General features: G+C 71.3%; 23 protein-coding genes and 1 pseudogene. 9 read left to right on the top strand and 15 right to left on the bottom strand.

Going from position 1 to position 24,157, the window contains the following annotated elements; translation table 11 throughout:
• The first annotated feature begins 5 nt into the window (after window positions 1–5).
• On the top strand, window positions 6–404 hold the full coding sequence (locus ACWD5D_RS15565) for a VOC family protein (RefSeq protein ID WP_451373210.1): 399 nt from the start codon (window positions 6–8) through the stop codon (window positions 402–404).
• Window positions 405–438: 34 nt separating this feature from the next.
• On the opposite strand, the pseudogene ACWD5D_RS15560 reads toward ACWD5D_RS15565, so the two are convergent.
• The 9 genes and pseudogenes from ACWD5D_RS15560 to hisD all read right to left on the bottom strand — a co-directional run.
• Window positions 439–1,068, bottom strand: a pseudogene (locus ACWD5D_RS15560) (MFS transporter); the annotation flags it as partial.
• 37 nt (window positions 1,069–1,105) lie between these two features.
• Window positions 1,106–1,861 (bottom strand): imidazole glycerol phosphate synthase subunit HisF, encoded by a 756-nt coding sequence (gene hisF, locus ACWD5D_RS15555; protein WP_451373209.1) that lies wholly within the window; start codon window positions 1,859–1,861, stop codon window positions 1,106–1,108.
• A gap of 24 nt (window positions 1,862–1,885) precedes the next feature.
• A complete protein-coding gene (locus tag ACWD5D_RS15550) occupies window positions 1,886–2,278 on the bottom strand; it encodes a RidA family protein (protein WP_451373208.1) in 393 nt (130 codons plus the stop codon).
• 16 nt (window positions 2,279–2,294) lie between these two features.
• Entirely contained in the window at window positions 2,295–3,017 is a 723-nt protein-coding gene (gene priA, locus ACWD5D_RS15545; protein WP_451373207.1) for a bifunctional 1-(5-phosphoribosyl)-5-((5-phosphoribosylamino)methylideneamino)imidazole-4-carboxamide isomerase/phosphoribosylanthranilate isomerase PriA, read from the bottom strand.
• A gap of 3 nt (window positions 3,018–3,020) precedes the next feature.
• Window positions 3,021–3,668: an imidazole glycerol phosphate synthase subunit HisH gene (gene hisH, locus ACWD5D_RS15540; RefSeq protein WP_451373206.1), complete on the bottom strand. Its 648-nt coding sequence runs from the start codon at window positions 3,666–3,668 to the stop codon at window positions 3,021–3,023.
• A complete protein-coding gene (locus tag ACWD5D_RS15535; protein ID WP_451373205.1) occupies window positions 3,659–3,823 on the bottom strand; it encodes a hypothetical protein in 165 nt (54 codons plus the stop codon). The genes hisH and ACWD5D_RS15535 overlap by 10 nt, the downstream gene beginning before the upstream one ends.
• 4 nt (window positions 3,824–3,827) lie before the next feature.
• Window positions 3,828–4,421: an imidazoleglycerol-phosphate dehydratase HisB gene (hisB, locus tag ACWD5D_RS15530; protein WP_031166423.1), complete on the bottom strand. Its 594-nt coding sequence runs from the start codon at window positions 4,419–4,421 to the stop codon at window positions 3,828–3,830.
• Window positions 4,418–5,527: a histidinol-phosphate transaminase gene (locus ACWD5D_RS15525; RefSeq protein ID WP_451373204.1), complete on the bottom strand. Its 1,110-nt coding sequence runs from the start codon at window positions 5,525–5,527 to the stop codon at window positions 4,418–4,420. The genes hisB and ACWD5D_RS15525 overlap by 4 nt, the downstream gene beginning before the upstream one ends.
• The gene (gene hisD, locus ACWD5D_RS15520) at window positions 5,524–6,849 is read right to left on the bottom strand and encodes a histidinol dehydrogenase (protein ID WP_451373203.1); all 1,326 of its coding nucleotides are present in this window, start codon (window positions 6,847–6,849) and stop codon (window positions 5,524–5,526) included. The genes ACWD5D_RS15525 and hisD overlap by 4 nt, the downstream gene beginning before the upstream one ends.
• Window positions 6,850–7,052: 203 nt before the next feature.
• On the opposite strand from hisD, the gene ACWD5D_RS15515 reads away from it, so the two are divergent.
• From ACWD5D_RS15515 to ybaK, 3 genes are all read left to right on the top strand, one after another.
• Window positions 7,053–8,630, top strand: coding sequence for an oxidoreductase (locus ACWD5D_RS15515; protein WP_451373202.1), 1,578 nt, complete (start codon window positions 7,053–7,055; stop codon window positions 8,628–8,630).
• A 451-nt stretch (window positions 8,631–9,081) separates the two neighbouring features.
• The gene (locus ACWD5D_RS15510) at window positions 9,082–9,822 is read left to right on the top strand and encodes an LON peptidase substrate-binding domain-containing protein (protein ID WP_451373201.1); all 741 of its coding nucleotides are present in this window, start codon (window positions 9,082–9,084) and stop codon (window positions 9,820–9,822) included.
• Between the two features lie 23 nt (window positions 9,823–9,845).
• The gene (ybaK, locus tag ACWD5D_RS15505) at window positions 9,846–10,346 is read left to right on the top strand and encodes a Cys-tRNA(Pro) deacylase (protein ID WP_451373200.1); all 501 of its coding nucleotides are present in this window, start codon (window positions 9,846–9,848) and stop codon (window positions 10,344–10,346) included.
• A 152-nt stretch (window positions 10,347–10,498) separates the two neighbouring features.
• Here ybaK and ACWD5D_RS15500 read toward each other — a convergent pair whose 3' ends face one another.
• From ACWD5D_RS15500 to ACWD5D_RS15485, 4 genes are all read right to left on the bottom strand, one after another.
• Window positions 10,499–11,122, bottom strand: a complete 624-nt coding sequence (locus ACWD5D_RS15500; protein WP_451373199.1) for an AAA family ATPase — start codon at window positions 11,120–11,122, stop codon at window positions 10,499–10,501.
• Between the two features lie 34 nt (window positions 11,123–11,156).
• Window positions 11,157–11,978 carry an ABC transporter permease gene (locus ACWD5D_RS15495; protein ID WP_451373198.1) on the bottom strand — a complete coding sequence of 274 codons (822 nt, stop codon included), beginning with the start codon at window positions 11,976–11,978 and terminating at the stop codon, window positions 11,157–11,159.
• A 100-nt stretch (window positions 11,979–12,078) separates the two neighbouring features.
• Window positions 12,079–13,092, bottom strand: a complete 1,014-nt coding sequence (locus ACWD5D_RS15490; RefSeq protein WP_451373197.1) for an ABC transporter ATP-binding protein — start codon at window positions 13,090–13,092, stop codon at window positions 12,079–12,081.
• Window positions 13,093–13,285: 193 nt separating this feature from the next.
• A complete protein-coding gene (locus ACWD5D_RS15485) occupies window positions 13,286–14,506 on the bottom strand; it encodes an NYN domain-containing protein (protein WP_451373196.1) in 1,221 nt (406 codons plus the stop codon).
• Window positions 14,507–14,729: 223 nt separating this feature from the next.
• On the opposite strand from ACWD5D_RS15485, the gene ACWD5D_RS15480 reads away from it, so the two are divergent.
• Window positions 14,730–14,894: a hypothetical protein gene (locus ACWD5D_RS15480; protein WP_451373195.1), complete on the top strand. Its 165-nt coding sequence runs from the start codon at window positions 14,730–14,732 to the stop codon at window positions 14,892–14,894.
• 71 nt (window positions 14,895–14,965) lie between these two features.
• Here the strand turns inward: ACWD5D_RS15480 and dnaE are convergent, their stop codons facing one another.
• Window positions 14,966–18,505, bottom strand: a complete 3,540-nt coding sequence (gene dnaE / locus ACWD5D_RS15475) for a DNA polymerase III subunit alpha (protein WP_451373194.1) — start codon at window positions 18,503–18,505, stop codon at window positions 14,966–14,968.
• 265 nt (window positions 18,506–18,770) lie between these two features.
• Between dnaE and ACWD5D_RS15470 the strand changes: the two genes are divergently transcribed.
• The 4 genes from ACWD5D_RS15470 (at window position 18,771) to ACWD5D_RS15455 (ending at window position 23,556) form a co-directional block, all read left to right on the top strand.
• Window positions 18,771–20,096 (top strand): DUF2252 domain-containing protein, encoded by a 1,326-nt coding sequence (locus ACWD5D_RS15470; RefSeq protein ID WP_451373193.1) that lies wholly within the window; start codon window positions 18,771–18,773, stop codon window positions 20,094–20,096.
• Window positions 20,097–20,164: 68 nt separating this feature from the next.
• Complete coding sequence (locus tag ACWD5D_RS15465; RefSeq protein WP_451373192.1) at window positions 20,165–20,893, top strand: hypothetical protein; 729 nt, start codon at window positions 20,165–20,167, stop codon at window positions 20,891–20,893.
• Between the two features lie 81 nt (window positions 20,894–20,974).
• On the top strand, window positions 20,975–21,793 hold the full coding sequence (locus ACWD5D_RS15460; RefSeq protein WP_451373191.1) for a thioredoxin domain-containing protein: 819 nt from the start codon (window positions 20,975–20,977) through the stop codon (window positions 21,791–21,793).
• Between the two features lie 92 nt (window positions 21,794–21,885).
• Window positions 21,886–23,556 carry an alkaline phosphatase D family protein gene (locus tag ACWD5D_RS15455; protein WP_451373190.1) on the top strand — a complete coding sequence of 557 codons (1,671 nt, stop codon included), beginning with the start codon at window positions 21,886–21,888 and terminating at the stop codon, window positions 23,554–23,556.
• Between the two features lie 4 nt (window positions 23,557–23,560).
• On the opposite strand, the gene ACWD5D_RS15450 is transcribed toward ACWD5D_RS15455, so the two are convergent.
• On the bottom strand, window positions 23,561–24,133 hold the full coding sequence (locus tag ACWD5D_RS15450; protein WP_451373189.1) for a dienelactone hydrolase family protein: 573 nt from the start codon (window positions 24,131–24,133) through the stop codon (window positions 23,561–23,563).
• Window positions 24,134–24,157: the final 24 nt, after the last annotated feature.

Raw genomic sequence — 24,157 nt, 5'->3', positions numbered from 1 at the left:
CCGGCATGATCAAGGTCGCGATGACCAGCGTGTACGTGGACGACGTGGCGAAGGCGCACGCCTTCTACACGCGGGTCCTGGGCTTCGAGACCCGGCTGGACATGGATCTCGGCGGTGGCACGCCGTTCGTCACGGTGGGCGCTCCGCACGGGGCCCAGCGGGATCTCCAGCTGCTGCTGGAGCCCGGTCAGGGGCCGGTCGCGGAGCCGTACCGCACGGCCCTGTACGCGGCCGGGATCCCGTGCATCGTCTTCTCGGTGGACGACCTGCGGGCGGAGTACGAGCGTCTGCGCGGCCTCGGGGTGCGGTTCACGCATCCGCCGCAGGAGCAGGGGCCGGTGCTCGCGGCGGTGTTCGACGACTCGGTCGGCAATCTGGTGCAGCTGACCCAGCCGCTGGGGTGAGCGCCGGGGTGATCGTGCCGCCCGGCCCGGTGGGTCAGGCGGGGAGTTCGGCCCGGCGCAGGTCCGGGAAGCACAGGGTGACGACGCCGCCGAGCCCGCAGACGGCGGCGCTGACCACGAACACCGGGCGCAGTCCCCAGGCGCCGATCGCGGCGGCGGCGAACGGCATGCTGAGCGGGGCGAGACCGAGGCTGACCAGGCCGGCGACGGCGGTGACGCGGCCGAGACAGGCGGGGTCGACGTGGGTCTGCAGCAGGGCCCCGCACATCGCGCCGCTGAGCCCGGCGAGCAGGCCGACGGCCAGGGAGACGCCGACGGCCCCGGTGAGGGTCGGGACGTAGGCGAACGCGCCGATGGCGACGGAGCCGGCGAGGATCGTGCCGCCGGCGACCAGTGCCGCGTGCGGGAGCCGCCCCCGGACGGCCAGCAGCAGCGAGGCGGCGCCCGCGCCGGTCCCGAACCCGGCGAGCACCCAGCCCATGCCGGAGGCGCCCCAGCCGCGGTGGTCGGCGAGCAGGGTGAGGCCGACGCCCAGCGGGCCGACGAAGCCGAAGTCGCCGAGGGCGGTGGCGAGCATCAGCGGGCCGAGGACACGGTGGCCGCGGATGTAGCGCAGTCCGGCCGCGAGGTCGCCCCAGGCGGTGGCGCCGCGCGTGCCGGCCGCGTCGGCGCTGTCCTCGGTGCCCGAGCTCAGCGCGGCGTCAGCGCACCGGGTGGCCCGCCTCCCGCAGGGTCTGCTTGACCTCGCCGATCCGCAGGTCACCGAAGTGGAAGACGGAGGCGGCCAGCACCGCGTCCGCGCCCGCGGCGACGGCCGGCGGGAAGTCGGCCAGCTTGCCCGCGCCGCCGGACGCGATCACCGGGACGGTCACGTGCTTGCGAACGGCCGCGATCATCTCCAGGTCGTAGCCGTCCTTGGTGCCGTCGGCGTCCATGGAGTTGAGCAGGATCTCCCCGGCGCCCAGTTCGGCGGCCCGGTGCGCCCACTCGACGGCGTCGATGCCGGTCCCGCGGCGGCCACCGTGCGTGGTGACCTCGAAGGACCCGGCCTCGGTGCGCCGGGCGTCCACGGACAGCACCAGGACCTGCCGGCCGAAGCGCTCGGCGATCTCCCGGATCAGGTCGGGGCGGGCGATCGCGGCCGTGTTCACGCCCACCTTGTCGGCGCCGGCCCGCAGCAGCTTGTCCACGTCCTCGGCCGTGCGGACGCCGCCGCCGACCGTCAGCGGGATGAACACCTGCTCCGCGGTGCGGCGCACCACGTCGTACGTCGTCTCCCGGTTGCCCGAGGACGCGGTGATGTCCAGGAACGTCAGCTCGTCGGCGCCCTCGGCGTCGTACACCTTCGCCATCTCGACGGGGTCGCCCGCGTCGCGCAGGTTCTGGAAGTTGACGCCCTTGACGACCCGGCCGTTGTCCACGTCCAGGCAGGGAATGACTCGGACCGCCAGGGTCATGAATCCACGGCTCCTTAAAGGCTTTCAGCCTCTGAATGCTTCTACTTCTACTTCGACCAGGATGCGCGGGTCGACGAAGCCCTCCACGACCAGCAGGGTCGAGACCGGGCGCACGGAGTCGAACAGTTCCTTGTGCGCGCGGCCCGCTTCGTCCACGTCCCGCAGATGGGTGAGGTACATCCGGGTCCGGAGCACCGATTCGGGACCGAGCCCGAACTCGGCGATCGCCTCCAGCGCGCTGGTGAAGGCCACCTTGGCCTGTTCGTAGGGATCGCCCTCCCCGTACAGCACGCGCCCCTTGAAGGAGGACGTGCCGCCCACCAGCACACGGTCACCCGCCGCCACGGCGCGAGCGAACCCGAAACTCTCTTCCCAGGGGTTTTTGCTCTGCACGCGCCGTACGGCTTCGGACGTCATGACACTGCACCCATTTTCACGACGTAGCCTCCAAGGCCTCTTCCAGGGTGAACGCCTTCGCGTAGAGGGCCTTCCCGACGATGGAGCCCTCGACACCGAGGGGTACCAGGTCGGCGATGGCGCGCAGGTCGTCCAGCGACGACACGCCGCCGGAGGCCACGACCGGACGGTCGGTGGCGGCGCACACGTTCTTCAGCAGCTCCAGGTTGGGGCCCTGGAGGGTGCCGTCCTTGGCGATGTCGGTGACGACGTAGCGGGCGCAGCCCTCCTTGTTGAGGCGCGCCAGCGTCTCGTAGAGGTCGCCACCGTCACGGGTCCAGCCGCGGCCGCGCAGGGTGGTACCGCGCACGTCCAGGCCGACCGCGATCTTGTCGCCGTGCTCGGCGATGACCTTGGCGACCCACTCCGGGCTCTCCAGGGCGGCGGTGCCGAGGTTCACCCGGGTGCAGCCGGTGGCGAGGGCGGCGGCGAGGGTGTCGTCGTCGCGGATGCCGCCGGACAGCTCCACCTTGATGTCCATCGCCCCGGTCACCTCGGAGATCAGCGCCCGGTTGTCACCGGTACCGAAGGCGGCGTCCAGATCGACCAGGTGCAGCCATTCGGCACCCGCGCGCTGCCAGGCGAGGGCGGCCTCCAGCGGGGAGCCGTAGGAGGTCTCGGTGCCGGACTCGCCGTGCACGAGGCGAACGGCCTGGCCGTCACGGACGTCGACGGCGGGGAGCAGTTCGAGCTTGGCCATGGTCTAGAGGGTTCCGATCCAGTTGGTGAGGAGCTGGGCTCCGGCGTCGCCGGACTTCTCGGGGTGGAACTGGGTGGCCCACAGGGCGCCGTTCTCCACGGCGGCCACGAAGGGCGTGCCGTACGTCGACCAGGTCACCGTGGGCGGGTGCATGGCCGGGTTGAACGTCTCGAGGGTCCAGTCCCGGACGGCGTACGAGTGTACGAAGTAGAACCGGGCGTCGGGGGCGAGTCCGGCGAACAGCTCCGAGTCCGCGGGGGCGTCCACGGTGTTCCAGCCCATGTGCGGGACGACCTCGGCCTCGAGCGGTCCGACCGTGCCGGGCCACTGGTCCAGGCCCTCGGTCTCCACGCCGTGTTCGATGCCGCGCGCGAACAGGATCTGCATGCCGACGCAGATGCCCATCACGGGCCGGCCGCCGGAGAGCCTGCGGTCGACGACCCAGTCGCCGCGGGCGTCGCGCAGCCCCCGCATGCAGGCGGCGAACGCGCCGACGCCCGGTACCAGCAGGCCGTCGGCGTTCATCGCCTTGTCGAAGTCACGGGTGATCTCGACATCGGCGCCCACGCGCGCGAGGGCGCGCTCGGCGGAGCGGACGTTGCCGAAGCCGTAGTCGAAGACCACGACCTTCTTCGGGTTGCTCAATTCCACACCTCCAGCCGCATGATCCCGGCGACGAGGCACATGGCCGCGCCGATGGACAGCACGGCGATGAGGCTCGCGGGCATCTTCTGCTTGACGAAGGAGACGATTCCGCCGACGAGGAAGAGACCGACGACGATCAGGATGGTGGACAGACCGTTCATGGGGTTACAGCGCGCCCTTCGTCGACGGGAGGATGCCGGCCGCGCGCGGGTCGCGCTCGCTGGCGTAGCGCAGAGCGCGCGCGAGGGCCTTGAACTGGCACTCCACGATGTGGTGTGCGTTGCGCCCGTAGGGCACGTGCACGTGCAGCGCGATCTGGGCCTGGGCCACGAAGGACTCCAGGATGTGCCGGGTCATGGTGGTGTCGTACTCGCCGATCATCGGCGCCATGTTCTCGGGCTCGGTGTGCACGAGGTAGGGGCGGCCGGAGAGGTCGACGGTGACCTGGGCGAGGGACTCGTCCAGCGGGACCGTGCAGTTGCCGAAGCGGTAGATGCCCACCTTGTCGCCGAGCGCCTGCTTGAAGGCGGCGCCGAGGGCGAGGGCGGTGTCCTCGATCGTGTGGTGCGAGTCGATGTGCAGGTCGCCGTCGGTCTTGACCGTCAGGTCGAACAGCCCGTGCCGGCCGAGCTGGTCGAGCATGTGGTCGTAGAAGCCGACGCCGGTGGCGATGTCGGTCCGCCCGGTGCCGTCGAGGTCGATCTCGACCAGGACGGACGTCTCCTTCGTGGTCCGCTCCACGCGTCCAACGCGGTTCATACCGCCAGCTCCTTCTTCAGTTCCCGTACCGCGTCCAGGAACGCGTCGTTCTCGTCGGGGGTTCCGGCGGACACCCGCAGCCACCCCGGTACGCCGTTGTCCCGGACCAGGACGCCCTGGTCGAGGATCTTCCGCCAGGCCTCGTGGGCGTTCTCGAACCGGCCGAACTGTACGAAGTTCGCGTCGGACTCGACGACGTCGTAGCCGATCGCGCGCAGCTCGGCGACCAGCCGGTCCCTTTCGGCCTTCAACTGCTCGACGTAGCCGAGCAGCGTGTCGGTGTGCTCCAGGGCGGCCAGGGCGGTCGCCTGGGTGATCGCCGAGAGGTGGTAGGGCAGCCGGACGAGCTGTACGGCGTCCACGACCGCGGGGTGCGCGGCGAGGTAGCCGAGGCGCAGGCCGGCCGCGCCGAACGCCTTCGACATGGTCCGGGAGATCACGAGGTGCGGCCGGCCCTCCAGCAGCGGCAGCAGCGAGTCGCCGTGGCTGAACTCGATGTACGCCTCGTCCACCACCACCATCGACGGCCTGGCCGCCTGGGCCGCGTCGTACAGCGCGAGGACCGTCTCGGGCGGTACCGCGTTGCCGGTGGGGTTGTTGGGGGTGGTGATGAAGACGACGTCCGGGCGGTGCTCGGCGATGGCCCGCTCGGCCGCGCCGAGGTCGATGTCGAAGTCCTCGGTGCGCGGGCCCGAGATCCAGGCGGTGCCGGTGCCGCGCGCGATGAGCGCGTGCATCGAGTACGACGGCTCGAAGCCGAGGGCGCTGCGGCCCGGTCCGCCGAAGGTCTGCAGCAGCTGCTGGATGACCTCGTTGGAGCCGTTGGCGGCCCACACGTTCTCGATGCCGAGCGGGTACTTCCCGGTCCTCGTCAGGTACGTGGCCAGCTCGGTGCGCAGCTGGACCGCGTCCCGGTCGGGGTAGCGGTTCAGGTTCCGGGCGGCCTCGCGCACCCGCTCCGCGATCCGCTCGACGAGCGGCTCGGGCAGCGGGTACGGGTTCTCGTTCGTGTTCAGCCGTACGGGGACGTCCAACTGGGGCGCGCCGTAGGGGGACTTGCCGCGCAGCTCGTCCCGTACGGGGAGATCGTCGATTCCGAAGCTCACTTGCTCGTCGGTACCTTCCACCCGAACCTCGCCTTGATCGCCGCGCCGTGCGCGGGCAGGTCCTCCGCCTCCGCCAGCGTGACCACGTGGTGCGCGACGTCGGCCAGCGCGTCCTGCGTGTAGTCGACGATGTGGATGCCGCGCAGGAAGGACTGCACGGACAGGCCGGAGGAGTGGCAGGCGCAGCCGCCGGTGGGCAGGACGTGGTTGGACCCGGCCGCGTAGTCGCCCAGCGACACGGGCGCCCAGGGGCCGATGAAGATCGCGCCCGCGTTCTTCACGCGGTCGGCGATCGCGGCGGCGTCGGCGGTCTGGATCTCCAGGTGCTCGGCGCCGTACGCGTCGACGACCCGGAGGCCCTCCTCGAGGCCGTCCACGAGGACGATCGCGGACTGCTTGCCCGCCAGCGCCGGGCGGATCCGGTCCTCGATGTGCTTGGAGGCCGCGATCTGCGGCTCCAGCTCCTTCTCCACCGCGTCGGCCAGCTCGGCCGAGTCGGTGACCAGGACGGCCGCCGCGAGCGGGTCGTGCTCGGCCTGGCTGATCAGGTCGGAGGCCACGTGCACCGGGTCCGCGGTGTCGTCCGCGAGGACCGCGATCTCGGTGGGCCCGGCCTCGGCGTCGATGCCGATCTTGCCGGTGAAGTAGCGCTTGGCGGCGGCGACCCAGATGTTGCCGGGGCCGGTGACCATGTTCGCGGGCGGGCAGGATTCGGTGCCGTAGGCGAACATCGCGACGGCGGTGGCGCCGCCGGCCGCGTACACCTCGTCCACGCCGAGCAGCGCGCACGCGGCGAGGATCGTCGGGTGCGGCAGTCCGCCGAACTCGGCCTGCGCCGGTGAGGCGAGCGCGATGGACTCGACCCCGGCCTCCTGGGCCGGTACGACGTTCATGATCACGGACGACGGGTACACCGAGCGGCCACCGGGCGCGTACAGCCCGACGCGCTCGACCGGCACCCACTTCTCGGTCACGGAGCCGCCCGGCACCACCTGGGTGGTGTGCGTGCTGCGGCGCTGCTCGCGGTGGACCAGGCGGGCCCGGCGGATGGACTCCTCCAGGGCCGCGCGCACGGCGGGGTCGAGGGCCTCCAGCGCGTCGATGAGCGCCTGGGCCGGGACACGGACCGATTCCAGCCGTACTCCGTCGAACTTCTCGGCGAAGTCGATCAGCGCCGCGTCGCCACGATGATGCACGGCCTCGCAGATCGGACGCACCTTCTCCAGGGCGGCCGAGACGTCGAAGTCGGCTCGGGGCAGCAGGTCGCGCAGGGCGGGACCCTCGGGGAGGGCGTCGCCGCGCAGATCGATTCGGGAGATCACAGTCCCAATTCTCTCAGACCGGCGCCGGGGGTCGTCGGCGCGTATCAATGGCTGATACAGAACGTGGGACAACGACCGCTACAGACACTGGCCGGAACCCGGAAGATCCCCTTCACGTCTTGTGTTGCGGGTGTCACTCAGCGGGCATCAACGGCCTGTACGAGAGGTGTGACCCGCGAGTAGTCGAGAAAGAGGGAACCGGGGTGACCGAGGGGACCGGCCTGCACGCCGGGGACCTGCCGGAGGACCTGACCGCGGCCGAGGCGGGCATGTGGCAGGCCTTCCGCGACGGCAGCGTGTACGACCTGAGCACCGGGGACGCGGTCGTGGACGATCCGCACGGCGGGCATCCCTGGGGGCCCGAGCGGAGCGTGCGGGCGCGCATCGTCTGCTGGCTGCTGCTGGACGGCCCGCCTGCGCTCGCGGGCCGGGTGCCCTCCCTGAAGCTGATCGGCGTGCGGATCACCGGCGCGCTGGACCTGGCGGGCGGCACGGTCACCCCGTACGTGGAGCTGCGCGGCTGCCGCTTCGACGACGAGGTCCTGCTGCCGGAGGCCCGCTTCACGACCCTGCGCCTGGTGGACTGCGCGGTGCCGCGCCTGGAGGCGGCCCGGGTGCACACCGAGGGCGACCTGCATCTGCCGCGCTGCCGCTTCCAGAACGGGGTACGGCTCACCGACGCGCACATCGGCACGGATCTGCTGCTCAACCAGGCGGTCGTGTACCGGGACCGCAGCGGCCGCTCGATCGCCGCGGACGGCATGACCGTCGGCCAGGACCTCCAGGCGGAGCTGCTGGAGTCGCACGGCGAGCTGAGCCTGCGCAGCGCCAAGGTCGGGGTATCGCTGAGCCTGCGCGGCGCCCGACTGTCCAACCCCTACGCCCGGCTCGCGCTGAACGCCCCCCAGCTGACCGTGGAGCGCACCCTGTACCTGACCCCGGCCGGTGTGGGCAGCCCCATGCTGAGCGGGACCACGCCCGCGCGCGGGACGCGGATCCAGCGGTTCGAGTGCCGGGGCGGACTGCGGCTGGACGACGGGCGGTTCGGGGACGCCGTCGACATGGAGCGGGCCCGGTTCGCCCTCAGTGACGACCAGGAGCTGTCCCTTCGCCGCGTCCAGGCACCGGAGCTGCGCTTCCTCGGGGACAGGCCGCCGCGCGGCAAGGTCGTGCTGTCCGGCGCCCGGGTCGTCAACCTCGTGGACCACGCGGGCAGTTGGCCGGAAACAGGCAACCTGCACATGGGCGGTTTCGCGTACGAGAACCTGGTGCCGCAGGGCCCGTTCCCGCTGACCCGGCGGCTGGACTGGGTGGCGGCGGCCACCGCCGAGTACAACCCGGAGCCGTACGAGCGGCTGGCGGCGGTGCTGCGCGCGGCCGGCGAGGACGAGGACGCGCGCGAGGTGCTGCTCGCCAAGCAGCGCCGGCGCCGCGAGACGCTGCCGCTGGCCGCCAAACTCTGGGGGTACGCGCAGGACTGGACGGTGGCCTACGGCTACCGGCCGGGCCGGGCCGCGGTGTGGATGGCGGTGCTGTGGGCGGCGGGCACCCTGGCCTTCGCGCACGCCGGCCACCCACCGGTGAACCCGGGCGGCCACCCGACCTGGAGCCCCGCCCTGTTCACGCTGGACCTGCTGCTGCCGGTGATCGACCTGGGCCAGGTCGGCCAGTGGCAACTGCGCGGCGGCTGGCTGTGGCTGGCCGCGGCGATGATCCTGCTGGGCTGGATCCTGGCGACGACGATCGCGGCGGGGGCCACGAGACTGCTGCGGCGAGGGTGAGCGAGGGCCGACACGGCTACTGAGGCAGGGGCGAGCGAGGGCAGCTGCCCGAAGGACCGACACGACTGCTCGCGGCCGGGATGAGCGGAGACGGCCGTCCAAAGGCCGGGGCGAGCGGAGACGGTCGTCCGAAGGCCGACGCGGCTGCTGCGGCCGGGGTGAGCGGAGGGCGGCTGCCCGAAGGACCAACACGGCTGTTGCGGCCGGGGCGGGCGGAGACGGTCGCCCGAAGGGCGACGCGACTACTCCGGCAAGGGTGAGCGAGGGCCGCCTACCCGAAGGGCCGACGCGGCTGCCGCAGGCGCGGGGGCGCCCGCGGCGGCTGTTGGCTGACAGAGCGTGGAACGGGTGCCGTGCGCACCGCTGCGGCCGGGCTGTCACCGACATCGCCGGGGTCCTCGGGCGGGCACCGCGGACACGGTCACGTCTTCGACCATTAGGCTGGGGCGCCGTGACCACCGTCCGTCTCCCCCTCTTCCCGCTGAACTCGGCGCTGTTCCCGGGACTCGTCCTCCCTCTGAACGTCTTCGAGGAGCGCTATCGCGCCATGATGCGCGAACTTCTGAAGACCCCCGAGGACGAACCGCGCCGGTTCGCCGTCGTCGCGATCCGCGACGGTTACGAGGTGGCGCCGAGCGCCCCGGGCATGCCGGACCCGACGGCCCAGCCCGAGCGGGGCCCGGCCGCGGGCTTCGGAACCGATCCGCTCAAGGCCTTCCACGGGGTGGGCTGCGTGGCGGACGCGGCGACGATCCGGGAGCGCGCCGACGGCACGTTCGAGGTGCTGGCGACCGGGACGACCCGGGTGCGGCTGGTGTCCGTGGACGCGTCCGGTCCGTTCCTGACGGCGGAGCTGGAGGTGCTGGAGGAGGATCCGGGTGACGAGGCGGGCGCGCTCGCCGAGGGCGTCCTGCGCTCCTTCCGCCAGTACCAGAAGCGTCTGGCGGGCGCCCGCGAGCGCTCCCTGTCCACGGGTGCCGACCTGCCGGACGACCCCGGCGTGGTCTCCTACCTGGTGGCCGCGGCCATGGTCCTGGACACCCCGACGAAGCAGCGGCTCCTGCAGGCGCCGGACACCGCCTCCCGCCTGCGCGACGAGCTGAAACTCCTTCGCTCGGAGACGTCGATCATCCGTAGCCTGCCGTCGTTGCCCGCGTTCGAGCTGACGCGGACGCCGACCAGTCTCAACTGAGCGAACCGAGGCCGACACCCCAGATGGCGAAGAAGACCAAGAAGCAGCAGGCCGGAGGCACGCCCGCGACCGTGGCTCTCACGGCGGCGGGCGTGACCTTCACCGTGCACGCCTACGACCACGACCCCTCCCACCCCTCCTACGGCGAGGAGGCCGCGGAGGCCATGGGCGTCTCCCCCGACCGCGTCTTCAAGACCCTGGTCGCCGACGTGGACGGCGCCCTGACCGTGGCGGTCGTGCCCGTCTCCGGCACCCTCGACCTCAAGGCCCTCGCCTCGGCCGTGGGCGGCAAGCGGGCCGCGATGGCCGACCCCGCGCTCGCCGAGCGCACCACCGGCTATGTCCGGGGCGGCATCTCCCCCCTGGGCCAGCGCAAGAAGCTCCCCACGGTCGTCGACGCGTCGGCCGACGCCCACCCGACGATCTGTGTCTCGGCGGGCCGCAGGGGGCTGGAGGTCGAACTGTCCCCGGGGGATCTGGCGAAGCTGACCGGCGCCGTGCTGGCACCGATCGGACGGAACTGAAGGCTCCGCGCCCAGGACGTACAGCGCCTGCGGCACACAGCGTCTCGGGCACACGGGTCCGGGCACGAATCCGGGCACACGGGTCCGGGGGCACGGCCCCTGGACCGACTCCGGCGCGCAGGCCCGGCCACGACAAGCCGCGCGGTTCCCCGCTACAACAGCTCGGGGTCCCGAGGTCCGAACAGCGCGGTGAGCCCCAGATGCACCAGCACCGCGGCGAACGGCCAGGCCAGCAGCGCGCCCTTCGCACCCAGCTTCAGCGGCGCCGAGAAGATGACCCCCTTCCCCACCGCCCTCGCGTGAGCGATCACGTCGGAGCCGGGTCCGAGCCACACGCCCATCCGCCAGGCCAGCACCGACCCGAGCAGGCCGCCTGCTCCGAGCGCCACCACCAGCGGCGCACCACCCTGCCGCCGCACCAGGAAGACGATCAGTGCGCTCACCACGCCGAAGGCCAGCCCCAGCAGAGTGAACGTTCCGTCCACGCCCGCCGCCTGCTCGCCCTCGGAGTCCTTGAGGTACACCACCCAGCTGCGGCCGACCTCGTCACCCACCAGCGGAACGTGCGGCGCCAGCCACCACCACAGCAGCCCGAACAGCACTCCGCCCAGAGCCACGGCCACCGCGATCACGGCGGCTTCCCGCACTTCGGTCTTCATACCGGGGCCGTCCTGTTCGTACATCCCCGCGACCGGCGCCCCGGCAGGCGGTCCCTGCCAGATCTGGTGCGCGGAGTCGTCGTGCGGCGGGGGAGGCGGAGTCAGCGGTGCGGTCACCCTGACATCGTGCCAGGTCGCGTCCCGCGCCGCGTCACCGGACAGCGGCCCTGCGGTACGCCCTGGTCGCCACGGCCAGCGAGATCACCCCGACGCCCGCGCACACCCCCAGGTCAGCGAGGACGGCGGCCCAGTCGGGATGCGCCGCGAAGGTGCGGGCGTACGCCTCCACGCCGTAGGTCGAGGGCAGCAGATCCCGTGCCAGCCGGACGATTCCCGGCATCCGGTCGGCCGGCAGCACGCCGAGCAGCAGCGCGGCCGACATGCCCAGCTGGCCGAGCAGTGTGGCCAGTTCGGGGCGCGGCGCGAGCAGCCCGAAGGCGGCGCCGAGCCCGGAGAGCGCCGCACCGGCGAGCGGGATCACGGCCAGCAGGACCCACAGGTTGGACAGCGGCAGCCCGAACAGCACGCACCCGAAGACCGCGGTCACCAAGGTCCCCGGCACCGTGAAGGAGGCGTACGCCGCCGCCGCGCCGAGCACGACCGCCGCCGGCGGCACCGGCAGGGTGGCGTAGTGGTCGAGTCCTCCGCTGGCCCGCAGCTGACCGAAGTACTGGGACAGCAGGTTCAGGGCCACGTACGCGACGACCAGCACCGAGGAGCCCGCCACCACGGACCGCGCCTCGCCGCCGCTGTCGACGACGCCGCGCATCATCACGGTGATGCCGACGGACTGGAAGGTGGCCACGAAGAGCAGCGGGATGCGCGCCACCCGGGCCCGGGACAGCTGGGCGCGGTAGACGGCCACGAGCGACGGCCACAGCCGCGCGGGCGGCCCCAGCTCGGCGGCGCCCGGGGGCGTCTGCGACACCGTGCGGGTACCGCTCGGCAGAACCTCCGCGGGTACGACACTCACGACGAGCTGCTCCTCTTCCCGACGGCGTGCGTCCCGCCGCCCTCCAGGGGCCGTTCATGGGACCCCCACGGGGACCCTGCGCATCCGGTGCGCCGCCCGCTCATGCCTTCACCAGCCCCTGCCGTGCCGCGCCGCCCAGTGCCAGGTACACGTCCTCGAGGCTGGGCGTGGCGAGGGTGAAGTCGTCCAGGGCGGCGAAGGCGGCCCCGCCGGTCACCGTGGCGACGGCGGCCCGGGCCTCCTCCGGCGCGAGCCGCAGCGTCCAGCGCCGGCCGGACTCCACGGCCCGCTCGCGCAAGCCGGCGACCTCGGGCACCTCCAGCGGCGCCCGCTCCCGCCACACCAGCTCCACCCGCACCTCGCCGGAGACCTGCTCCTTGAGTCCGGCGGGGGTGTCGCAGGCGATGACCCGGCCCTGGTCGAGGACGGCGACCCGGTCGAGGACGGTCTCGGCCTCGATGACGTTGTGGGTGACCAGCAGCACGGTCGTACCGCGCTCGGCCCGCCGCCGGTCCACGGCCGCCCAGACGGCGCGCCGGGCCAGCGGGTCCATGCCGGTGGTCGGCTCGTCGAGGACGAGCAGCGGCCGCTGGCCGACGAGCGCGGCGGCGAAGCAGGCGAGCCGCCGCTGTCCACCGGACAGCTTCTTCAGTGCCCGCCCGGCGAGGGGCGTGAGCCCCAGCTCGTCCATGACGGCGTCCCGCTCGGCCCGTGCCCGGTGTGCGTCGAGGCCGCGCAGCCGTCCGGTGGTCTCGACGGCGAGGGAGACGGTGAGCTCGTCCAGGGCCGAGGACTCCTGCCCCAGGTAGGCGAGGATCCGCGCGGCCCTCTCGGGGTGCCGGACGATGTCGTGCCCGAGGATCTCGACGCTGCCGCCGTCCGGCCGCATCAGGCCGGTGAGCTGCCGTACGAGGGTGGACTTGCCGGCGCCGTTCGGCCCGAGCAGTCCGAAGACCTCCCCGCGCCGCACCTCCAGGCCGACCCCGTCGGTGGCCCGCACCTCGGGTGCGTCCGGTGCCCCGCGCCGCCCCTTCACGGCCGGATACGTCTTTTTGAGCTCGCGCACGCGTACGACCTCGTTATGCCGAAGTGCCTGTCCCGCGCGCGTACTCACAAGGGACGAGACTACGGGGTCCGGCCCCTTTACTCGCCTTTGGGGGCACTACTCCCCCGCCCGCCTCCGCGGGCTCCCCACCGCACAGCCCGGAAACGGCCCGGGACCGCGTCCCGCCGCGACGGCGACCAGCCGCGACGGCGCGGCGGTGCCGAACGCACCGCGGCCCCCGCCCCGGCTCGCCCCCGGGACCTCACTCCCCTGCGGAGACGTTCTCCGCGGCGGCCGGCACGTCGATCTCCCGCCAGAACCCCGCCCGGATGGCGTAACGGTCGTGCTCGTCGATCTGGTCGTCCTTGTGCGCGAGCAGTCCGAAGCGCGCGGCGTACCGCAGCAGCTCGCCGTCGATGCGGTGCGGGACGCGCGGGTACATCGTGGACAGCCGCTGCAGATGGCTCTGGTCGCCGAGCCGGGACATCCACCGGCGGGCGAAGACCTGCCCCACCTCGTACGGGTCGCCGCCGACGGTGGTGATGTCCTCCTCCCGGTCGGCCCACCGCTGCTCGGCGGTGGTGAGCTGGGCCAGCGTCGGCATGGAGGCGATCTCGGGCGGTTCGGGGACCGCGCCCGGACGGTCGACCCAGCCCTTGTCGGAGGACCACCTGAGAGTCGCGGTCGTCGGATTCTGCACGGCCGCGGTGCCGGGTGCGCGCAGGCCGGCGAGGTCCTTGGGAGTGGGGACGCCCTTGGGCGCGGGCACCCGCTCCTGGGTGCCGTCCTGCGTGGTCGCGGCGGCCGGAGGGTGCACGCCCTCCTCGGGGGCCCGCTCGGCGGTCCCGGCGAGCGCGGAGTCGGGCAGCGGCGCGGAGAGGATCGCGGCGATCTCGGGGCGCGGCACGGGCGGCGGCGCGCAGACGCCGCTCAGCTCCTTGGCCCGGACGGCCTTGGTGATCCAGGCCCGGTCCAGCACGCGCCGCTCGTCGGCCTCGGCGACCAGGTCCTCGGACTGGTTGTAGTCGCCGTCGGCGGCCTGTACGGCCCACAGGTGGACGGCGACGCCGTGTTCCTTCGCGGCCATCATGCCGGGCAGCAGGTCGCCGTCGCCGGTGACCAGGACGACGTCGGAGCAGGCGCGGTTGCGGGCCAGCTCGGTCAGCTCGGCGTGCATGGCGGCGTCCACGCCCTTCTGCGCCCAGCGTCCGTCACTGCGAGTGAGGGCGCCCAGCCGGACGGTGACCCGGGGCATCACGCGCAGCCGGCGGTGCTCCGGCTGGGGGACCCGGTCGGGGGCGCCGTCGAACCAGTAGATGCGCAGCAGCGGGCGCTCGGTGTCCGATTCCGCGCATTCGCGCAGCGCCTGGATCAGTGCGGCGTGGTCGACGGTGATCCGGGACCGTGAGGGCTCACCGGCGAGGAGGCTCGCGGCGGCACCCAACAGGTACCCGGCGTCCACCAGGACGATGCAGCGGTCCACTCGACTCACCCTCTTCCCGGGAGGTTGTTTCGGACTTCCTTCGAGTCTGCCCGACGGCGCGGGGGTTAACGGCCCGAACTCGATCTTCGGCGTGGCGTTTGCGGCTCCCGCGCGCCCACCGACCCTGTCACACACGGTAATTGTCCGACATGCGCTCGATTTCAGCATATGTGAATCTAGTCTCGGCCCTGGCCCCTAGATCCCCCGCAGGAGGCAGATCACCATGGCCAAGAACAAGAAGCAGGATCGTAAGCAGCCCCAGGCCGAGCGCGGCCAGCAGGAGACCCCCTCGTCCTCGCACGAGTCGGGGGCCGAGCAGCGGATCTCCCAGACGACGCCCGGCGACATGGCGCGCAAGGGCAAGCAGCAGCGCTTCGGCCACAACTAAAGGGCAGTTGAGCGCAGGCACGAGGAAGGGGCGCACCCACCTGGGGTGCGCCCCTTCCTGTTCGCATCGGCTCAGCCCGCCAGGCAGGACGGGCCGAGGAGCACCTTCAAGTCGCCGAAGAGCGCCGGGTCGGGCTTGACCCGGTGCCGGTCCAGACGCAGCACGGTGGTCTTGCGGGGGCCCTGCAGCTTGATGCGGACCTCGCTGTCGCCCTTGTGGTGGCTGAGGATCTCGCCGAGGCGGCTGACCATGGGCGGAGTGACCCTGGTGGCCGGGATGGTGAGGATCACCGGCGCGTTGGTGCCCGCGTTGGACAGGTCCGGGACCATCAGCTCCATGGCCACGAGCCGGGGCACGTCCTCGCGCTTGTCGAGGCGGCCCTTGACGAACACGACGGCGTCCTCGACGAGTTGGGTCGACACCAGCTGGTAGGTCGCCGGGAAGAACATGCACTCGATGGAGCCGGCGAGGTCCTCGACGGTGGCGATCGCCCAGGCGTTGCCCTGCTTGGTCATCTTGCGCTGCAGGCCCGAGATGATGCCGCCGATGGTGACCACCGCGCCGTCGGCGTGCTCGCCGCCGGTGAGCTGGGCGATGCCCGCGTCGGCCTTGTCGGACAGCACGTGCTCCAGGCCGAAGAGCGGGTGGTCGGAGACGTACAGACCGAGCATCTCCCGCTCCTGGGCGAGGAGGTAGGTCTTGTCCCACTCCTCGTCGGTGAACTGCACGTCGAGTCCGAAGCCGGGCTCGCTGCTGGTCTCCTCGCCCATGCCGCCGAAGAGGTCGAACTGTCCCTCGGCCTCCTTGCGCTTGACCGCGACCACGTTGTCGATCATCGGCTCGTACTGGGCCGTGAGCCCCTTGCGGGTGTGGCCCATGGTGTCGAAGGCGCCGGCCTTGATCAGCGACTCCGTGGTGCGCTTGTTGCACGCGACCGCCTCGACCTTGTCGAGATAGTCGGGGAAGGAGGCGTACTTGCCCTTCGCCTTGCGGCTCTTGATGATCGACTCCACCACGTTGGTGCCGACGTTGCGCACGGCCTCCAGGCCGAAGAGGATCACGTCGTCGCCCTGGGCGGCGAAGTTGTGCACGGACTCGTTGACGTTCGGCGGGAGCACCTTGATGCCCATGCGGCGGCACTCGTTGAGGTAGATCGCCGACTTGTCCTTGTCGTCCTTGACGGAGGTCAGCAGGGCGGCCATGTACTCGGCGGGGTAGTTCGCCTTGAGGTACGCGGTCCAGTACGACACCAGGCCGTACGCGGCCGAGTGGGCCTTGTTGAACGCGTAGCCGGCGAACGGGACCAGCACGTCCCACAGGGCCTGGATGGCCTCGTCGCTGTAGTCCTTCTTCCGCGCGCCCTCCTGGAAGAGGACGAAGTTCTTGGCCAGTTCCTCGGGCTTCTTCTTACCCATCACGCGGCGGAGGATGTCGGCCTCGCCGAGCGAGTAGCCGGCGATGATCTGGGCGGCCTTCTGCACCTGCTCCTGGTAGACGATCAGGCCGTAGGTGACGGCCAGGACCTCTTCGAGGGGCTTCTCCAGCTCCTTGTGGATCGGGGTGATCTCCTGGAGCTTGTTCTTTCGCAGCGCGTAGTTCGTGTGCGAGTCCATGCCCATCGGGCCCGGACGGTACAGGGCCGACACGGCGGAGATGTCTTCGAAGTTGTCGGGCTTCATCAGGCGCAGCAGTGAGCGCATGGGGCCGCCGTCGAACTGGAAGACGCCGAGGGTGTCGCCGCGCTGGAGCAGTTCGAAGGTCGTCGGATCGTCGAGCGGGAGGCCCAGCAGGTCGATGTCGACGCCCTTGTTGGACTTCACCATCTTGACGGCGTCGTCCATGATCGTCAGGTTGCGCAGGCCGAGGAAGTCCATCTTCAGCAGGCCGAGCGACTCGCAGCTCGGGTAGTCCCACTGGGTGATGGTCACGCCGTCGGTGTGCCGGACCCAGACGGGCACGTGCTCGGTGATGGTCTCGCTGGACATGATCACGCCGGCAGCGTGCACACCCATCTGCCGGACCAGGCCCTCGACGCCCTTGGCGGTGTCGATGACCTTCTTCACGTCCGGCTCGTTCTCGTACATCCCCCGGATCTCGCCCGCCTCGTTGTAGCGCGGGTGCGAGGGGTTGGTGATGCCGTCGAGGTCGATGCCCTTGCCGAGGACGTCGGCGGGCATGGCCTTGGTGAGCCGGTCGCCCATCGCGTACGGGTAGCCCAGCACGCGCGCGGAGTCCTTGATCGCGTTCTTTGCCTTGATCTTGCCGTAGGTGCCGATCATGGCGACCTTGTCGGCGCCGTACTTCTCGGTCACGTACCTGATCACCTCGACGCGCCTGCGCTCGTCGAAGTCGATGTCGACGTCGGGCATGGAGACGCGCTCGGGGTTGAGGAACCGCTCGAAGATCAGGCCGTGCGGGATCGGGTCGAGGTCGGTGATGCCCATGGCGTAGGCGACGATCGAGCCGGCCGCGGAGCCTCGGCCGGGGCCCACCGCGATGCCGTTGTTCTTGGCCCACATGATGAAGTCGGCGACCACGAGGAAGTAGCCCGGGAACCCCATCTGGATGATGACGTCCATCTCGTACTCGACCTGCTTCTGCCGGTCGTCCGGGACACCGCCGGGGAAACGGCGGTCCATGCCCCGGCGGACCTCCTCCTTGAACCAGGTGACCTCGGTGTAGCCGTCGGGGATGTCGAACTTCGGCATGAGGTTCTTGGCCTCGAACATGCCGGTGGTGTCGACCATCTCGGCGACCAGGAGCGTGTTGGCGCAGCCCTCCTGCCAGGCGTCCGAGGAGTCGATGGCGTACATCTCGTCCGTGGACTTCAGGTAGTAGCCGGTGCCGTCGAACTTGAATCGGTCCGGGTCGGAGAGGTTCTTGCCGGTCTGGATGCACAGCAGGGCGTCGTGGGCGCCCGCCTCGTGCGCGTAGGTGTAGTGCGAGTCGTTGGTGACCAGCGGGGGGATGCCGAGCTTCTTGCCGATCTCCAGGAGGCCGTCGCGGACCCGGTGCTCGATCTCGATGCCGTGGTCCATCAGCTCCAGGAAGTAGCGGTCCTTGCCGAAGATGTCCTGGTAGTCGGCGGCGGCCTTGAGTGCCTCGTCGAACTGGCCGAGGCGAAGCCGTGTCTGCAGCTCGCCGGAGGGGCAGCCGGTGGAGGCGACGATCCCCTCGGACCACTGCGCGATGGTCTCCTTGTCCATCCGGGGCCACTTCTGCAGCCAGCCCTCGGCGTACGCGTCCGAGGAGAGCCGGAAGAGGTTGTGCAGGCCCGTGCTGTTCACGGCCCACATCGTCTTGTGGGTGTAACCACCGGAGCCGGAGACGTCGTCCCGCTTCTGGTGCGGCTGGCCCCACTGGATCTTGCGCTTGTTGCGCCGGGACTCGGGGGCGACATACGCCTCGATCCCGATGATCGGGGTGACTCCGGCCTTCTTCGCGGAGTGGAAGAAGTCGTACGCCCCATGGAGGTTGCCGTGGTCGGACATGGCGATGTGCGTCATGCCCATCTCATTGCAGGCGTTGAACATGTCCTTGAGCCGCGCGGCACCGTCCAGCAGCGAGTACTGGGTGTGGACGTGCAGGTGCGTGAAGGGCGGCTTGGACACGGTTTCGGCCTCCGATTGAACAGGTGCGGCGCGAAGCGCCTCGTTGAGGGGCGGTGGTCGGGTGACGGGTGGGCAGGCGCCGACGGTCTTGCGACCGGCTGCGGGCGGACTGGGGGACAGCTCGGAAGTCTATGCCCCGGCACTGACACACGCGGCCGATCCACACGTAGCTTCGTGCGGGAACCGGGCACTCCCGCGTGGCGTCGCCCGTTGAAGACGACAGAATCGCTGTCGTACAGGCACTTGCACCAGGAGGCACCCCGCGATGTCGGTCCCCCAGCTCAGCGACGAGCAGCGCGGCGAGGAGATCCTCGCCGTCTTCGACACCGCCTTCGGACGGCTCCTGGCCGCCGACCCGGCCGCCTTCCGGGTGAAGTTCCGGAAGATGGCGGCCTCGGCCTTCGCGTTCTACCGGGGCACGGCTGGCCTCTTCTACCACGACCTGGACGCCGAGAAGCGGGGCGGCCCGTACCTGGACGACCGCACCTCGCGCGTGTGGATCCACGGCGACCTGCACGCCGAGAACTTCGGCACGTACATGGACTCCAACGGCCGCCTGGTCTTCAACGTCAACGACTTCGACGAGGCCTACGTCGGCCCGTTCACCTGGGACCTCAAGCGCTTCGCGGCCTCCGTCGCGCTCATCGGGTACGCGAAGGCGCTCAGCGACGAGCAGATCGCCGAGCTGGTGACGATCTACGCGGCCGCCTACCGCGAGCGCATCCACGCCCTGGCCACCGGCGCCAAGAGCGACGAGGTGCCGCCCTTCACTCTGGACACCGCGGAGGGTCCGCTGCTGGACGCGCTGCGTGACGCCCGCTCGCTGACCCGCTTCGGGCTGCTGGACTCGATGACCGAGATCCGCGATTTCGAGCGCCGCTTCACCTCGGGCGGCGGCTCCGTCGAGCTGGACGCGGCCACCCGCTACAAGGTGCTGGCCGCCTTCGACGCCTACCTGGAGACGCTGCCGGACACCTCGCTGGCCCGCCCGGACTCGTACCGCGTGAAGGACGTCGTCGGCCGCCGCGGCATCGGCATCGGCTCGGCCGGGCTGCCGTCGTACAACATCCTTCTGGAGGGCCACAGCGACGCCCTGGAGAACGATGTCGTGATCTACATCAAGCAGGCCCAGACCCCGGCCGTCTCCCGGCACATCACCGACCCGGCGATCAGCGGCTACTTCCAGCACGAGGGCCACCGCACGGTGATCTCCCAGCGTGCCCTGCAGGCGCACGCCGACCCGTGGCTCGGCTGGACCGAGCTGGACGGCTCCGGCCAGCTGGTCGCCGAGGTCTCGCCGTACGCCGTCGACCTGGACTGGGGCGACATCGACGACCCGGAGGAGATCGCGGCCGTCGTCGCCGACCTGGGCCGGGCCACCGCGACCATGCACGCGGCGGCGGACGACACCTCCGGCGAGTCCCTGGTGCCGTTCTCCACCGAGCGGGCCATCGACGCGGCGCTCGCGGCCGACGAGGAGGGCCTCGCACCCCTGCTGGTGGACTTCGCGCACTCCTACGGCGCACGCGCGCGTGCCGACCACCAGATCTTCGTCGACCTGTTCCGCAACGGCCGGATTCCGGGGCTGTAACCTTCCCGGACCCAAAGCCACTCTTTAGGGGTCCCTTACCTCGGTCCGTGACAGACTCTCCTTTCGCTATGGACATATCCGGGACCCAGCTCAGAGCCGTGCGCGCGGCGCTGTTCACGGCCTTCGTCGTGACGCTCAGCACCGCGTCGCACGTGCTGCTGTCCCGGACCCCGCTGCCGATGGGGACCGTGCTCACCGTCGCCGCCGGGGTCTTCGTCGCCGCGTACGCGCTGGCCGGCCGCGAGCGCGGCTTCGGCCGGATCGCGGCTGCGCTGATCCCGCTGGAGCTGGCCGCGGACACGGTGTTCACCACGGGGCAGCACACCTGCTACGGCCGGGCGGGCGGCCCGGTCGCCGGCACGCTGCACGCGGTCGGCCTGGACGTGCTGTGCCAGGGCGGCGCCATGGGCACGCCCCTCGCCCAGGTCGCCGGCGGCTCCCGCCCAGCCGTAGAAGGTGTGCTGCTCACGCACGCGAGCCCGGCCGCCCCCTGGCTGCTGCTCGCCGCGCACGTCGGGGTCGGGCTGCTGGCCGCCGCCTGGCTGCGCCGGGGCGAGCGCGCCCTGACCCAGCTGCTGCGCTCGGTCGCCGTGACCACGTTCCGGCCGCTGCTGGTGGCCGCGGCCGCCGTGACCGTACGACTGTCCCCGGCCCGCCGGCTGCCGCGTCCGGCCGCCCCGCGCCGGGCCACCGCCCGCAAACTTCTCCTCGCGCACTCCCTGGGACGGCGTGGACCGCCTCGCTCGCCCGCCCTCGCCCGCGCCCTCGGCCGAGCGACGGCACCGGCCTTCGCGTGAGCGACGGCATCCGAGCACGAGCAGTCCCCCCTCACGTATCCCGCGTACGGCATGTGCGCGTCCCACATGGAGATCACCGATATGAGCAAGCGGAACAGCCAGGCGGCGAAGACGGCGGCCCGGGAGCGGCTGCGCGAGGAGCGCGAGCGGCAGGCCAAGCGCGCCAAGGCCAGGCGGCAGATCATCGTGGCCGCCTCGGTCGTGGGCGTCCTGGCCGCGGCGGGCGGCATCGGATACGCCGTCGTCCAGGCCAACAAGCCCAGCTACTGGGAGGGCCTGAAGGACGCCAAGGTCGTCACCCCGGCCAACACCACGGGCGACAAGGGCACCACGGTCGTCGTCGGCAAGGACACCGCCAAGAAGACCCTCAAGGTCTACGAGGACCCGCGCTGCCCGGTCTGCGCCCAGTTCGAGCAGACCGTCGGCTCGACCGTCAAGAAGGACATCGACGACGGCAAGTTCAAGATCGAGTTCGTCAGCGGCACCTTCATCGACAACCACGACAACGGCGTGGGCTCCAAGAACGCGCTGAGCGCCCTCGGCGCCGCGCTCAACGTCAGCCCCGAGGCGTTCCTCGAGTACAAGACCGCGCTCTACTCGACGAAGTGGCACCCGGACGAGCAGACCGACAAGTTCAAGGACGACAGCTACCTGATCAAGGTCGCCGACACCGTGCCCGCGCTGAAGGACAACAAGAAGTTCCAGGACGCGGTCACGAAGGGCACCTACGACGCCTGGGCCGTGGCCATGTCGAAGACCTTCGACACCAACAAGGACGGCGTGACCGGCACCCCGAGCTTCGTCATGGACGGCAAGAAGCTCGCCGCCGACGGCCAGGGCAACCCGCCCATGACGGTCGCCGACTTCAACCGCGTGGTGGACGCGGCCCTCAAGGGCTGACCAGCCCTCGGGAACTGATCACCCGGTGAAGAGCGGGCGAACTTTCGGAGTTCGCCCGCTCTCTTGCTTACCGATCAGTAACCTGATCGGTCGTGACCAGTCGATACAGATCGTCCGAGGCCGCCCAGGGCCTCGACTCGCGTACCCCGAGCCGCCGTACGGTCGTCAAGGCCGCGGCGGCCACCGCTGTGCTGGCCGGCCCGCTCGCCGCCGCCCTCCCGGCCCGCGCCGCCACGGGCGCCCCCGCCTTCCTGCACGGTGTCGCCTCCGGTGACCCACTGCCCGACGGCGTCCTGCTGTGGACCCGGGTGACCCCCACCCCCGAGGCGATACCCGGCTCCGGACTCGGCCCGGACACCGAGGTCAGCTGGATCATCGCCAAGGACAAGGCACTCACCGACGTCGTCGCCCGGGGTTCCACGGTCGCCAGGTCCGCCTCCGACCACACGGTGAAGGCCGACGTCCGCGGCCTGGCCCCGGCCACCGACTACTGGTTCCGCTTCTCGGCCGGCGGCACCCACTCCCCGGTGGCGCGCACCCGCACCGCGCCGGCGGCGGACGCGGCCGTGGCCGGGCTGCGCTTCGGCGTGGTCTCCTGCGCCAACTGGGAGGCGGGCTACTTCTCGGCCTACCGCCACCTCGCCGCCCGGAGCGACCTGGACGCCTGGCTGCACCTCGGCGACTACATCTACGAGTACAAGTCGGGCGAGTACGCGGCCCGCGGGACGGTCGTGCGCCCGCACGCGCCGGCCAACGAGATCCTCACCCTCGCCGACTACCGCACCCGGCACGCGAAGTACAAGACCGACCCGGACCTCCAGACGCTGCACCAGAAGGCGCCGGTCGTCGCGATCTGGGACGACCACGAGTTCGCCGACAACGCCTGGTCGGGCGGCGCGGTCAACCACACCGAGGGCGCCGAGGGCACCTGGACGGCCCGTCAGGCCGCTGCCAAGCAGGCCTACTTCGAGTGGATGCCGGTCCGCCCGGCGGTCGCCGGCACGACCTACCGCCGGCTGCGCTTCGGCAAGCTCGCCGACCTCTCCCTGCTGGACCTGCGCTCCTTCCGCTCCCAGCAGGCGGCCACGGCCAGCGGCTCGGTGGACGACCCGGACCGTACGCTCACCGGGCGCGCCCAGCTGGACTGGCTGAAGGCCGGTCTGAAGGCCTCCGACACCAAGTGGCGGCTGGTCGGCAACTCGGTGATGATCTCGCCGTTCTCCTTCGGCTCCCTGTCCGCCGACCTCTTCAAACCGCTCGCCAAGCTGCTCGGGCTGCCGCAGGAAGGCATCGCCACCAACACCGACCAGTGGGACGGCTACACCGACGACCGCCGCGAACTGCTCAGTCACCTGCGCACCAACGCCATCGGCAACACCGTCTTCCTGACCGGTGACATCCACATGGCGTGGGCCAACGACGTGCCCTACGACGCGGGCACCTACCCGCTGTCGGCGCCGGCCGCCACCGAGTTCGTGGTCACCTCGGTCACCTCCGACAACCTCGACGACATCGTGAAGGTCCCCGAGGGCACCGTCTCCGCGATCGCCTCGCCGGTCATCCGGGCCGCCAACCGGCACGTCCACTGGGTCGACACCGACCGCCACGGCTACGGCGTCCTGGACATCACGGGCGACCGCGCGCAGATGGACTACTACGTCCTGTCCGACCGCACGGACGCCGGCGCGACATCCAGCTGGGTGCGTTCGTACCGCACCCGCAGCGGTACGCAGAAGGTCGAGCGGACGTACGACCCGGTGTAACCGCTCACTTCAGAGTGTCGAGGAAGCCGAGCGCCACCCGCCAGGTGGCCTCGGCGGCCTCCTCGTCGTAGTCCGGCAGCCCCGGGTCGGTGTAGATGTGACCGGCACCGGGGTAGCGGTACACCTCGACGTCCGCGCCGGTCCGGCCCATCTGCAGGTACCAGGCGCTCAGCCAGTCGTCCGTCTCGAACGGGTCCGGCTCCGCCACGTGCAGTTGCACCGGCAGGTCGTCCGCCCGCGCGTTCGGCGCGATGTCGGACGTGCCGTGCAGAAGCAGCAGACCGCGCGCCTTGTCGTCGCCGAGGGCCAGGGTCTGCGCGATCGAGGCGCCCAGCGAGAAGCCCGCGTACACCAGTCCCCGCTCCGAGTAGGGTGCGGCGGCCAGCACGGCCCGCTTCAGCAGCTCGTCCTTGCCGATCCGCTCCTGGAACTCCATGCCCTCCTCGACGGTCTCGAAGGTGTGCCCCTCGAAGAGATCCGGCGTCCACACCTCGTGACCGGCGGCCCGCAACCGCCCCGCGGCGTCGCGCACGGCGGGTGTCAGCCCGTGGACCGAGTGGAAAAGCATGATGTTCATGCCCCCCATGGTGCCAGCAGCCCC

This window comes from Streptomyces sp. NPDC002520, from assembly GCF_053595235.1.
The sequence above is the reverse complement of the archived record's forward strand: the minus strand, read 5'-3'. Positions and strand labels throughout refer to the sequence as shown.